The sequence below is a fragment of the Nostoc sp. genome (assembly GCF_036917755.1).
Lineage (GTDB): Bacteria > Cyanobacteriota > Cyanobacteriia > Cyanobacteriales > Nostocaceae > Nostoc.
The window spans coordinates 1-12,963 of record NZ_JBALFC010000145.1; the positions used below are offsets into that span (position 1 = coordinate 1).

10 protein-coding genes are annotated in these 12,963 nt (G+C 44.4%); 9 read left to right on the forward strand and 1 reads right to left on the reverse strand.

Translation table 11 applies throughout. The features are described from left to right. On the reverse strand, positions 1 to 553 hold a 553-nt coding region (locus V7L05_RS30855), incomplete at its 3' end, for a transposase (RefSeq protein ID WP_335169931.1). A 1,583-nt stretch (positions 554 to 2,136) separates the two neighbouring features. Here V7L05_RS30855 and V7L05_RS30860 point away from each other — a divergent pair. From V7L05_RS30860 to V7L05_RS30900, 9 genes are all read left to right on the forward strand, one after another. Continuing rightward, the gene (locus tag V7L05_RS30860; RefSeq protein WP_335169933.1) at positions 2,137 to 3,918 is read left to right on the forward strand and encodes an iron uptake porin; all 1,782 of its coding nucleotides are present in this window, start codon (positions 2,137 to 2,139) and stop codon (positions 3,916 to 3,918) included. A gap of 794 nt (positions 3,919 to 4,712) precedes the next feature. Continuing rightward, positions 4,713 to 6,338, forward strand: a complete 1,626-nt coding sequence (locus V7L05_RS30865; RefSeq protein ID WP_335169935.1) for an FAD-binding protein — start codon at positions 4,713 to 4,715, stop codon at positions 6,336 to 6,338. Next, entirely contained in the window at positions 6,335 to 6,664 is a 330-nt protein-coding gene (locus tag V7L05_RS30870; protein ID WP_335169937.1) for a 4Fe-4S binding protein, read from the forward strand. The genes V7L05_RS30865 and V7L05_RS30870 overlap by 4 nt, the downstream gene beginning before the upstream one ends. A gap of 155 nt (positions 6,665 to 6,819) precedes the next feature. Then, entirely contained in the window at positions 6,820 to 7,884 is a 1,065-nt protein-coding gene (locus tag V7L05_RS30875) for an ABC transporter substrate-binding protein (RefSeq protein ID WP_335169939.1), read from the forward strand. Between the two features lie 156 nt (positions 7,885 to 8,040). Beyond that, on the forward strand, positions 8,041 to 8,355 hold the full coding sequence (locus V7L05_RS30880) for a hypothetical protein (protein ID WP_335169940.1): 315 nt from the start codon (positions 8,041 to 8,043) through the stop codon (positions 8,353 to 8,355). A 32-nt stretch (positions 8,356 to 8,387) separates the two neighbouring features. Further along, positions 8,388 to 9,875, forward strand: a complete 1,488-nt coding sequence (locus V7L05_RS30885; RefSeq protein ID WP_335169942.1) for an amidohydrolase family protein — start codon at positions 8,388 to 8,390, stop codon at positions 9,873 to 9,875. 87 nt (positions 9,876 to 9,962) lie between these two features. Continuing rightward, on the forward strand, positions 9,963 to 11,441 hold the full coding sequence (locus V7L05_RS30890) for an amidohydrolase family protein (protein WP_335169944.1): 1,479 nt from the start codon (positions 9,963 to 9,965) through the stop codon (positions 11,439 to 11,441). Positions 11,442 to 11,451: 10 nt separating this feature from the next. Next, the gene (locus V7L05_RS30895) at positions 11,452 to 11,643 is read left to right on the forward strand and encodes a hypothetical protein (RefSeq protein ID WP_335169945.1); all 192 of its coding nucleotides are present in this window, start codon (positions 11,452 to 11,454) and stop codon (positions 11,641 to 11,643) included. A 106-nt stretch (positions 11,644 to 11,749) separates the two neighbouring features. Beyond that, positions 11,750 to 12,931, forward strand: coding sequence for an acyl-CoA dehydrogenase family protein (locus tag V7L05_RS30900; protein ID WP_335169947.1), 1,182 nt, complete (start codon positions 11,750 to 11,752; stop codon positions 12,929 to 12,931). Positions 12,932 to 12,963 lie beyond the last annotated feature (32 nt).

Consider the following 12,963-nt stretch of genomic DNA (forward strand, 5'->3'; position numbering starts at 1 on the left):
GTTTCGATACTCGTTGATTACCTTGAACATCAAGACGTTCAACTCTTAAAAGTGACATCGGACGCGTCACCGCTTTACGGAAATGCAGATTTTTCGGACTTTCGCCACTTGTGATCCGTTCATGTCTCAAAGGTAATGCCCAACTACCTGATTTTTCTGGTATCCAGGCAATTGTGCTATATCCTTGACCAATGGTAATCGGTTTATTTCCTGCTATGGATGTGCCACTATGTTCGTAAGTCCTCTCTTGTAGTGTTACTGCATCTGGGCGTGACCAGTTTGTGTGATCTCCTGCTAACAACGGTCGTCCCTCTGCTGGGATCTGTTTGATATATAGCTGCATCAATTTCTGTCGCTGTGGTCTGCTATCTTGTAGCGCTTCATAAATACTTGGCCACTTGCGTCTGAATATTGGTGATAAGGATAAGTCTGCTAAGGAATAAATATTGCGGGTCAGCAATATGGCATCTGTTAATTCAAAGGTCGCATCTTTGCCTCTACCTAAATATTTGTAGGCTACTTGACGAAACTCTTCAAGTCTGGCATTTTTCATGTTGGTAGGTGAGTAATGGTAGTTCTTTTCTCACCTTCTACTAAAAGGGGGACTGTATTCAATCAGACACCCCTTTTTTTCTTGATCATTCCCGATCTAATCTCTATCTAATAATGATAATCAAATAGGGGGAGGTGGGAGAGAAACGAGCGTCGCTCGTTTCTCTCCCACCCTTTTCATGATTATCATTATTGTATTATTTTCTGAGCAGGTATACTACACAATAATTGTTAAAGCCCGGATTTCTCACGACATCTCTCAAAACCTTGTGCAGGGGAGCAGAGGGGCAGAGGGGCAAAGGGGCAAAAACAAGGCACATTGAATTCTCCCCTGCTCCCCTGCACCTCTCTATTTCAAGCTTGTGAGAAATGCGGGTAAAGGTCAGGATGTTTTAAGGCTGACAAGATAATATTTTTAACCTCTAATTCCTTTTGATTTGCGTTCTCTCATATCGCTTTTAGTCTAAACTCCAGTTATATGCAGCTTCACATTAAATTGGCATCTTAGGCGAATATATCGGGCGCATCTACGAAGAAGTTAAAGCTAGACCCCTCTATACTTTGGCTGAGGTAGGTGGTTTATATTCCAAATCCCCCAACTCAACGAACAATTCTGACAAACTAGATAATTTAGAACATTAGCGATCGCATCCTCATCCTCATCCTCATCCACAAGTATCCCAAACCGCAGATTCGGTTGATCGCAAATTAATTACATACAAGCAAATCCCAAAACGCACTGTTGTGCATCGTTCAGCCGCTAATTTTCGGACTTGGGCAATCTTTTGTGCTACTTGTGTGCTACTTGCTGTGGATGTTCGCCGCAAGTCTGACTATCTGCGGCGATCGCAGTTGGTCATCTGACTTACCCAATTATTTTGACATATTTTCACCTCATGAAGAAATACTGGGTCTTGCATTGTAGCAAGCTCTATGCAAAGATAATTCTACACAAAGTACGGTAATTCTATCGCCTTATCGTATTTAACTGACAATTGATGCTGTCAAAATATAGCTGATTGCAAATTAGTGTTTTCAGCTAATGTTAATTGGCAATTGAAGAAGAATTCAGAATTCAGAATTCAGAATTCACCAATCTTTCAGTCGGGGATTGGGACCCGCCACTACGAAAGTTGACCACCAAATCTACGATTTGGTGGGGGTGCAAAAACGCCGGTTATTCATCCGCTTTTTCCTACAGAATACCTTTCCTGTATTCTGACGACTGGCGTCAATATTGCTGTTCGATAATAAATTGAATCCAAATCAAACTTTAGTCAATGTCAATAACCATTGATTAACTTTGTACACTATAACCAATAAAAACAGGATTTCAAAGGGGGTTTTACTGCGACTTTTGGATTCAAAATTCAGCTGCTTAATACTGGTTTCGATATCTATAGGAGATTACTACTTTTCTCCATAGTGAAACCTTTACTAAGGTTATTCTCTAATGGTTTAGCAGCAACATTGCATCAAATATTTCTGCTGATTTATCTGTCCAACTTAGAGCTAGGTTATTCATCATTAAGGTTGAGGAGTTGAGGAGTCATGTCGAATTTTCGCTGGAATTATAGATGCCTAATGTTCCTGCTTTCGTTGCTAGATATTCTAATTCTCCTGGTTTTTTATCCGGCACAAAGTAAAGCTGAACTGCCTAAATCTGATGCATCTACTGTCCAAATAGAAGTGAAAAAAGCTCCAGAAGCAGTTATCAATCAAACAGTAGACACTTCAATTGCACCGTTAAGTGATAAAAAGGCTACAAATAATGTAACAGGGCAAGTGACACCTGTATCGCAATTGTTGGAAGTTGCACCGCCAACTAGTAAAAAAGCTCCAAATAATGCTGCGGGACAAGCAACATCCGTCTCACAACTCTCAGATGTTAAGCCGACAGATTGGGCATTTCAAGCATTACAGTCTCTAGTTGAGCGCTACGGTGTAATTACAGGATATACAGATGGCACATTTAAAGGGAATCGTCCTTTAACGCGCTATGAATTTGCGGCTGGATTGAATGCAGCTTTAAATCGCATCAATGAGCTAATTGGGACTTCAACGACAGATTTAGTTAAACGGGAAGACTTGGATACCCTCAAAAAGTTACAAGAACAATTTTCTCCAGAACTTGCTCAACTTCGGGGACGCGTAGATACCTTAGAAACGCGAACTGCGAAGTTAGAAGCAACTGAGTTTTCGACCACAACCAAACTTATCGGTCGAGGCCAGATTGTTCTTGGCTCAGTTCTGGCGGGCAATAATGTCGTCACCAAGACACCCGCAGCTCACAATCCCACACTTCAAGGTTCAACTTCTTTACGGTTAAACACCAGTTTTAACGGTAAAGATTCACTAGGTATAACACTCTCAGGTGGAAATATTGAATCATTGGGACAAACAAGAGCTGGATTATTGGGAACTTATGAGGGGAGAACTGCTGATAACTCCAGTATTACTTTTGCACGCAACACTATTACTCTTGCTGGTGTCCGCTATCGGTTTCTACCTTATCCAAATACCCAAGTCAACATTTATCCTCTGTCTGATGGAGCTAGTGAAATAGGTCTTTCTGGCCCGATTAACCCATATTTTGAATCATCTTCTGTAACTGGTGCTAATGGGATTTCACGATTTTCACGGCGGTCTTTGGTCTATAACTATGGAGATAGCGGTCCGGGAATTGCCATACTCCAGGGATTAGGCAAACAGGTTCAATTAGGATTAGCGTACAGTGCACCAAACGGTAACAATCCTGCACCTAATAATGGCTTATTTAAAGGCAGGTATTTAGCTTTAGCACAGTTAATATACTACTCTTCTAATCGGAATTTTCGGGTGGCGGCAACTTACGTTAATACCTATAGCCCACCAAATACCATCGGTTTTAGTGGAACAAACTTCGGTCCAGCAGACGGGAGTAACCTGGTAAACAGCACCGTGGCCGGAGCGGGAACTGTGGGCAACCTTTATGGTCTACAGGCGTTCTATCAAATTAGTTCCAAGTTGGCAATCAATGGGTGGGTAAGTTATGCAGCACACCGCTATTTGGGACACGGAGATGGCGAAGCGATGGATTGGGCGGTAGGAGTGGCATTCCCCGATCTTTTTAAGGAAGGCGCTCTAGGGGGGGTTTTAGTTGGTATGGAGCCGAAAATGATCAGTCTCAGCAAGAGTGTAGATTTGGGAGCAGGTGCCGGACAAGCGGACAAAGATACTTCCCTGCACGTTGAGGCATTCTACCAATATAAAATCGGAGATAATATTGAGATTACGCCGGGTTTGATCTGGATTACTGCACCGAACTCTGATTCCAGCAATCCTGATAGTTTATTTGCCTGGGTTCGTACTCTCTTTAGATTTTAAGCGAATGGCGCTAAGTTAAGATACAGCCCTTGCCCTGACTGCTTAAGAGCCTCCAGACTGGGAATCCATCTTCGGAGGCGGAGCCTCCTCTTTCTTAACAAGAGGCAGCAGCCCTCTTTTGAATATGTTCCCAGTCTTAAGACTCTTAACGAGGTAACACAAGCCTTTGGGCTTTACAAGCGTGCCATTCGGTTTTTAAGCCTCTCCCCGAAGCCGCTACAGTCTACACACAAGTCGAATCTAGAGGGTAACTTTCGTTATTTATCTCGTATCTCGTTCCCATGAAGAGCATGGGAATGCCTGATTAGGGGCTGCTGCCTCCAGTCAGAAATTGAGTCAGAGACTCAATGAATGCATTCCCAGTCGGACACTGGGAACGAGTAAAGCCTCATCAAGCTAGGTTTTTAGGACTTGTGTGTACACCGTAGTCCCGAAGCGGAGAGAGGAATGGAAGCGGGTTCTTCCGAATCCTATCGAACTCACGTTAAAAAGCAAATCCATTGGGAGAGATAACCAAATTTATTTACATAACTTTATGTTTGAATTTGTTTGTTAAAATGCTTGCTTTTTGTCGAAAACTGTGAAAAGCTTTGTTATGTCATAAACTACGGTTTATCGATCAAGTTAAAGTAGTTGATGGATGCCAATCTAGTGGCAACCTGTCTTAAGGAGCCACAATTTAAGGCAACTAGTAACCCGTCAAGTAGATAGACAAACAGGTTTATAAATATTTTGCAGCATCGATGGGGTGAAGACTTGATGCTTAAGACTTTATCGATGGGGGGAAATTGTAGATGCTGAAGACGTTAACAACCGATTTTGAACTCGACTTAGAAGCAGATGTGCTTGTGATTGGAGGTGGACCTGCTGGAACTTGGGCGGCATGGGGTGCTGCATCAAATGGAGCTAGGGTGATCCTTGTAGACAAAGGATATTGTGGCACAACTGGTTGTGCTGCGGCATCTGGTAATGGTGTGTGGTATGTGCCACCTGACCCAGAAGCACGAGAAACAGCAAAGGCAAGTCGGGAATCTTTGGGTGGGTTTTTATCCGATCGCAACTGGATGGATCGGGTACTGAATCAGACTTATCTAAACGTTAATCAGTTAGCAGAGTGGGGTTATCCCTTTCCTACCGACGATGAAGGTAAACCCTATCGGCGATCGCTACAAGGGCCGGAGTATATGCGGCTGATGCGGCGGCAAATTCAACGGGCTGGAGTCAAAATTTTAGACAACAGCCCCGCCTTAGAATTACTGGTTGATGAGGATGGTGCCGTTGCTGGTGCATCAGGTGTGAACCGTCAGACTGGTGAGAAATGGCTAGTGCGATCGCAGTCCACAATTATCGCAACTGGCGGCTGTGCATTTCTCAGTAAAGCGTTAGGATGCAACGTCCTGACAGGGGATGGTTATTTAATGGCGGCGGAAGCTGGTGCTGAGATGTCGGGTATGGAATTTTCCAATGCTTACGGCATCTCTCCCGCCTTTTCTTCAGTTACCAAAACCCTGTTCTATAATTGGGCAACCTTCACCTACGAAGACGGGACTGTGATTCCGGGGGCAAGTTCTCATAGACGTTCAATAATTGCCCAGACATTACTGCAACAGCCAGTTTACGCCATCATAGACAAAGCGGCGGAATCGATGCGGCCATCTATGCGTTTAGCACAGCCCAACTTCTTTTTACCCTTTGACCGTGCAGGGATTGATCCATTTACTCAACGTTTCCCTGTGACTCTGCGCCTAGAAGGAACTGTGCGCGGTACGGGGGGAATTCGGATTGTAGATGAGAGTTGTGCCAGTTCTGTACGGGGACTCTATGCGGCTGGAGATGCCGCAACACGCGAACTGATTTGTGGCGGATTTACTGGTGGTGGTAGCCATAATGCAGCTTGGGCAATATCTTCTGGCTATTGGTCAGGGAAATCGGCTGCTGAATATACCCGCAGTTTGGGGGAAAATAAAACTCAACGCCGCGTTCATGGTGTTGGAGAGGTAGGATTACAGAGTGGGAGCGATCGCTCTCAAACCTTAGCAACTGATGAAGTGATTCAGGCAGTTCAAGCTGAAGTATTCCCCTACGAAAAGAATTATTTCCGTACAGAACAAGGCTTAACCGAGTCTTTGGGTAAGTTAAATTATCTTTGGCAAGAACTCCGCAGTAGCCAGGTAACATCAGATAAAGAGCTAATCCGGGCGCGAGAAGCTGCGGCGATGGTAGCCACAGCGCGATGGATGTATAGCAGTGCCATTGAACGTAAAGAAACTCGTGGTATGCACAGACACTTAGATTATCCCGAACTTGATGCAAACCAGCAACATCACCTGATTAGTGGCGGATTAGATCAAGTCTGGGTGAAGAGTCAGCCTTTACAGAGTACAGAAAAGTCTTTATCTAAAATAGGAGCAGCAGTGTGATTGAGTTGGTCAGCGATTCGCGGTGCATAAAATGTAATATCTGCGTGAACATTTGCCCGACCAACGTGTTTGACCGTGTGCCAGATGCGCCGCCAACCATTGCCCGACAGAGTGACTGCCAAACCTGTTATATGTGCGAATTGTATTGTCCAGTTGATGCTCTTTATGTTGCACCAGAAAGCGATATGAAGACTTCAGTCAACGAGGCAGAATTGGCAGAAGTCGGGTTACTGGGTAGTTACCGTGAAAACGTTGGTTGGGGACATAAACGCACATCAACAGCAAAAGCCGATCAAACATTCCAAATTCTCAAGCAGATGAAATAGTAATGCGATGTGCAACTTATCCTTAGAACCCCGCTTCCAAACCTCTCCCCCACAGGGAGAGAGGCTTTGATTCTTGCTCCCCAACGCTAGTAGGGAAGGGGTTGGGGGTTAGGTTTGAGAGAAAGTCGCACACGGCATATACGGAGAAAAAAGTCATGCTGTCGATCGCAGTCGGAACAGGTTCTATGAGTAAAAATAAACTTCCTTCAAGATTATCAACCTCAGTGGCTTGTGTCCTACTGCTACTGACTACAGCGTGTAGCCAAGGCGAAACTAAATCGGCTCAATCCATTGATGCCAATAAAGCCAGTAATGCTAGTGCTGTAGCTGCATCTAACAATATTTCTACCCTACGAATAGGTTATGTAGGTAGTTCAGAACCTACAGGGCCACTTGGTTGGGCAAAGAAGAAGGGGATATTAGAGCGTGAGTTGCAAAAAGCGGGATTTAAAAACGTTACTTTTGCAAGGTTTCCTAACGGGCCGGATCTAAATGAGGCGCTTGTCGCAGGTCAATTAGATGTTGGCTCTTTAGGCGATACACCAGCCATAGTTCTGAGAGCTAGGGGTGTTGAAACCCGACTGCTGCGGATTACTCAGTTTAATACAACCGCGTGGTTAGTGGCGAAAAAGAATGGCGCGCGATCGCTCGCTGAACTTAAAGGTCAGAAAATAGCTACCCAAAAAGGCTCTTATATGCATCGATACCTGTTGGGTCTGTTAGCTGAAGCTAAAATTGCCAAGGATGTAAAAGTTGTCCACTTAATGACTACTGAGGCAAAAGCGGCTTTAGAACGTGGCGATGTCGCAGCTTATGCAACTTCAAGTGATCTGGGGCCTTTTCTGAAATCACAAGGGTTTCCAGTAATTGATTCTTCGGCGAATCATAAAGGTTTGTCAGGGACATCATTAGTTGTAGCGACTGAAAGCTTTTTGGCGAAACAACCTGATTTTCCAAATAAATTTAACGGAATCTTGACAGAAGCAGCTAAGGATTTAAAAGCTAATTCTGAAGAATATTATCAGTATCACGCCCAAATTACTAAATATCCCATCGATATTATCAAAGTATCGTTACCACTCAAACAGATATCAGAAGAACCATTACCAGCCGAGGGCGTGAAACTTGTAGAGGGGACTAAGAATTTTTTAGTTTCACAGGGTTTAGCAAAGTCGAACTTTAAATTAAGTGATTGGATTGTGAACAAACAACAGCGTTAATTTTATCTCAATACGCTTGGGTTAAGGCTTAATTCTTTGTCAAAGTCAATTTCTTTTAACGAACCGCAAAGGACGCAAAGGACGCAAAGGAAGAGAGGGAAGAGAAGGAAGAAATGTTTAACTTAACTGCATTGAATTTTATCTGCTATTCCAAATATGGAAGCAGGAGGAGCAGAGGAGGCAAAAATCAGTAACTTTTCTGAGCAAGAGAAACAGATTTTTGTAATTAAGTTTTTCAAAGGCGCAACTCCCAGGCTCAAAGGTGCAACTCCCAGGCTCAAAGGTGCAACTTCCATGCTCAGAGGCTCAACTTCCATGCTCAGAGGCTCAACTTCCATGCTCAAAGGCTCAACTCCCAGGCTCAGAAGCTCAACTCCCAGGCTCAGAAGCTCAACTCCCAGGCTCAGAGGCTCAACTCCCAGGCTCAAAGGCTCAACTTATATGCTCAAAGGCTTGCTGCTTCCTTCCTGACCAATCAATTTGAAAACTCCAGGTAAAATGCTATGACTATTGCACTAGACCGTCCACAAAAAACTAAGTCTGCTCAAATTCGGGAAAAACTGGGTTATCCGATCATTGATACCGATGTACATACCCAAGAGTTTCCCCCAGCATTCTTGGACTATTTAGAGCAAGTTGCTGGAACTGCGATCGCAGAGCGTTTTCAAGAACACTTACCCGGTGCATCACGCTCTAAATGGTTCAAGCAATCTTGGGATGAACGCCGCGCTAACCGCACCGCCCGCCCTCCTTTCTGGACTCGTCCTACTAACGACGCTTTAAATTTAGCTACCATTAGCTTACCGAAGTTGCTGCACGAACGCTTACAAGAAGCGGGGACAGACTTTGCCGTTGTATACCCCAACTTGGCAACGATGGCACCACACATTGGGAATGAAGAAATGCGGCGGGCTGTTTGTCGTGCAGCTAACACTTATCACGCTGAGATTTTCCGCCCTTATAGCGATCGCTTAACACCCATTGCTTCCATCCCCATGAATACGCCCGAAGAGGCGATCGCAGAATTGGAATATGCGGTGAAAGTGCTGGGACTCAAGGCAATTCAAATCCCCGGACATATTCGCCGCCCGATTCCCGCCTTTGAGAAGTATGGCGAAGAAGTAGCCAACGAAGCTATCTGGATTGATACCTTTGGCTTGGATAGTAAGTATGATTACGATCCCTTCTGGGCTAAGTGCGTAGAACTGAAAGTTGTACCCACCACCCACTCTTCCGGTATGGGCTGGATCAATCGGCGTTCCATTAGCAATTACCAATACAACCATATTGGTCACTTTGCATCAGCTGCGGAAGCACTGTGTAAATCTCTATTCTTTGGTGGTGTCACTCACCGCTTCCCCACACTCAAGTTTGCCTTTTTAGAAGGAGGTTCAGCTTGGGGTGCTAGTTTGTACACCGATTTAATTTGGCACTGGGATACCCGAAATAAAGACCATTTGGTGGAAAACAACAATCCTGGCAATGTTAATTATGAAGAACTGCTAGAACTATATACCCGCTATGGTGGTGAACTAGTACATGGTCGTTTGGATCAACTAGGCAGTGGTTTAGGTTTCCACGCTGACTTAGTATCTCCCCTAGAACCAGGTGATTTGGATGAATTCGCCGTCGCCGGAGTTACGAAGCCAGAGGATATCCGCGATCGCTTCTTGAATCATTTCTACTTCGGGACAGAATCAGATGATACCCGTGTAGCTCAAGCTTTTAACCGCAAAGCTAATCCTTATGGCGATCGTGTTAAAGCCTTTTTGGGTTCCGATTCTGGTCACTGGGACGTACCTGATATTACTGCGATCGCTGCTAATACCTATTCAATGGTAGAACGCAAGATTATCACTGAAGAAGATTTGCAATATTTCCTATCAATTCATCCCTTGGAGTTGTACACCAGTCTGAATCGTGACTTTTTCAAAGGTACGGCTGTGGAGAAAACCGCAGATGAATTTTTGGCTGCAAAAGAGACGCGATAAATCGCCGTCTCTACAAAGGATTGATTCTTGACGGCGATTTATCGCTTCTTTGCCAATGCCTATAAACATTTGATGAGGTAAACTATCATGACGATCGCTTTAGACCGCCCACAAAAAACTAGGTCTGCTCAGATTCGGGAAAAACTTGGTTATCCGATCATTGACACTGATGTACATACCCAGGAATTTGAACCAGCAGTCTTGGATTATTTAGAGCAAGTTGGTGGAACTGCACTTGTTGAACGTTTCAAAGAGAATTTACCAGGAGCTTCCCGCTTTAAGTGGTACAAGCAAAGTTGGGAAGAACGTTTTGCTTATCGCACCAATCGCCCTAACTGGTGGGGTCGTCCGACAAAAAATACTTTGAATTTAGCTACGATTAGCTTACCGAAGTTGCTGCATGAGCGCTTGCAAGAAGCCGGTACAGACTTTGCCGTTGTGTACCCCAACTTGGCAACGATGGCTCCGAATATCGGTAATGAAGAAATGCGGCGGGCTGTTTGTCGGGCAGTTAACACCTACCATGCTGACATTTTCCGCCCTTATAGCGATCGCTTAACACCGATTGCCGCAATTCCCCTGCACACTCCCGAAGAAGGGATTGAAGAGTTGGAATATGCGGTGAATGTTCTCGGACTCAAAGCGATTCAAATCCCCGGTTACGTTCGTCGTCCAATTCCTGCTTTTGAGAAGTATGGCAAAGAAGTCGCTAACGAAGTGGTTTGGATTGATAACTTTGGCTTAGATAGCGAGTATGATTACGATCCATTCTGGGCTAAGTGCGTAGAACTGAAAGTTGTACCCACAACTCACGCTTCTAGCCAAGGTTGGACAACTCAGCGATCTGTCACCAACGCCCAGTATAATCACATTAATCACTTTGCCTTTGCAGCCGAAGCATTATGCAAATCGCTGTTCTTCGGCGGTGTAACTCGTCGCTTCCCGCAATTAAAGTTTGCCTTCTTAGAAGGTGGTTCAGCTTGGGGTGCTAGTCTATACGCTGATATTATTTGGCACTGGGAAACCCGCAACAAACAACATTTGTTGACAAATAACAATCCTGCGATTATCGATAAGGAAGCATTAGTAGAGTTGTACACTCGTTACGGTGGCGAACTTGTAGATGGACGCTTAGATAAAATTGGTGATGGTTTAGGATTCCACCATCAACTATTGGCTCCAGAAGATCCAGGCCAACTTGATGAATTTGAACTAGCAGGAATTGAGAAACCAGAAGATGTGCGCGATCGCTTCTTGAATCATTTCTACTTCGGTACAGAATCAGACGATACCCGTGTAAGCCAAGCTTTTAATCGTGCAGCTAATCCCTTTGGCGATCGCGTTAAAGCATTCTTAGGTTCTGATTCTGGTCACTGGGATGTGCCAGATATCACCGCCGTTACTGCCAACGCTTACTCAATGGCAGAACACGAAATCATTACCGAAGAAGACCTCCGCTACTTCCTCTCAATCCATCCTTTGGAGTTGTACACCAGTCTCAATCAAGACTTCTTCAAGGGTACAGGTGTTGAGAAAGCCGCAAACGAATATTTAGCTGGGAAATAGGGAATGGGGAATGGGGAGTAGGGAAAGAATGACTATGCCCCATATCCAATGCCCAATACCCATCTTTGCAACGTTCCATGTTCCATTTCCTCTGTTCGCTTGTAGCGTGGGCTTTGCCCACTCTACATTTCTCTTAAATAACGAACCACAGAGGCGCAGAGGACACAGAGAAATGAGAGTTAAAAAAATATCCCAAAACTGACGCAAAAATCCTCTCTATTTCTCCTCTCTCTGCGTTCTCTGCGTCTCTGCGGTTCGTTTATTTGGATAATTTATTGCTTTGAAATCCCTAAAAGGATGATTTGATTATGGTGCTAGAAATTACAAAACCAAAGGACTACATTGACCTAGCAACTTCTCTATCCAAGGAACTTGCTAAATCCGCAGTTGAACGGGATGCCCAAGCCGGAATTCCAGAAGAAGAAATTAATAAACTGCGTGAGAGTGGCTTGTTATCACTGATTGTACCCAAGCAATATGGTGGCATTGGCGCAACTTGGATTGATGCTTTAAAAATTGTCAGAAAACTATCAAAAGCAGATGGTTCAATTGGTCAGTTATATGGTAATCATCTCAATTTGACAGCTTTGGGTCACGTTTCCGGCACACCAGCCCAAAAAGAAAAATATTATAGAGAAACTGCTAAGAAGAACTTATTTTGGGCAAATGCCATAAATACGCGGGATACTAGGCTGAAAATTAACCCAGAAGGCGAAAATTTTCGTGTTAATGGTGTTAAAAGCTTTGGTACGGGTATTTCAGTTGCAGATTTCCGGGTATTCTCCGCTTTAGAAGATGGCGTAGAATTGCCTTTTATATTCATAATTCCTAAAGACAGGGAAGGGTTAATTTCCAATCAAGATTGGGATAATATTGGGCAACGTCGCACTGATAGCGGTAGTTATACATTTAACAATGTTCTAGTAGAGAAAGATGAGATTTTGGGGGCAGCAAATCCTCCTGATAGTGCCTTCTCAACTTTTCTTGGTATTATTGCCCAGCTAACAAAAACCAACGTTTATCTGGGAATTACTAAAGGAGCTTTCGCCGCCGCTCGTGAGTACACTAAAACTACTACTCAACCGTGGATTACATCAGGGGTAGATAGTGCTACTCAAGACCCATATATTCTGCATCATTACGGCGACTTTTGGGTGGAAATTCAAGCTGCGATCGCTCTAGCTGACCAAGCAGCCGAGAAGGTGCAAGCAGCATGGGACAAGGATGCAGAACTTACTCATCAAGAAAGGGGAGAAGTAGCGATCGCAGTTTCCGCAGCCAAGGCATTAGCTACCCGTGTAGGTATAGATATTACCAACCGCATCTTTGAAGTTACGGGAACTCGCGCCACAGCAACCAAATATGGATTTGACCGTTACTGGCGGGACTTACGAACCTTTACACTTCATGATCCTGTGGACTACAAATTGCGAGCGATCGGCGATTGGTTACTCAACGAGCAGCTACCCGTCATCACGCAATATTCTTAGGGAGATGAGGGAGATGAGGGGGATAAACAATG

Excerpts from the sequence above, each read along its gene's own strand:
- V7L05_RS30860 (WP_335169933.1), top strand. The coding sequence starts at position 2,137 with ATGTTCCTGCTTTCGTTGCTAGATATTCTAATTCTCCTGGTTTTTTAT.
- V7L05_RS30865 (WP_335169935.1), top strand. The coding sequence starts at position 4,713 with ATGCTGAAGACGTTAACAACCGATTTTGAACTCGACTTAGAAGCAGAT.
- V7L05_RS30875 (WP_335169939.1), top strand. The coding sequence starts at position 6,820 with ATGCTGTCGATCGCAGTCGGAACAGGTTCTATGAGTAAAAATAAACTT.
- V7L05_RS30880 (WP_335169940.1), top strand. The coding sequence starts at position 8,041 with ATGGAAGCAGGAGGAGCAGAGGAGGCAAAAATCAGTAACTTTTCTGAG.
- V7L05_RS30885 (WP_335169942.1), top strand. The coding sequence starts at position 8,388 with ATGACTATTGCACTAGACCGTCCACAAAAAACTAAGTCTGCTCAAATT.
- V7L05_RS30890 (WP_335169944.1), top strand. The coding sequence starts at position 9,963 with ATGACGATCGCTTTAGACCGCCCACAAAAAACTAGGTCTGCTCAGATT.
- V7L05_RS30895 (WP_335169945.1), top strand. The coding sequence starts at position 11,452 with ATGGGGAGTAGGGAAAGAATGACTATGCCCCATATCCAATGCCCAATA.
- V7L05_RS30900 (WP_335169947.1), top strand. The coding sequence starts at position 11,750 with ATGGTGCTAGAAATTACAAAACCAAAGGACTACATTGACCTAGCAACT.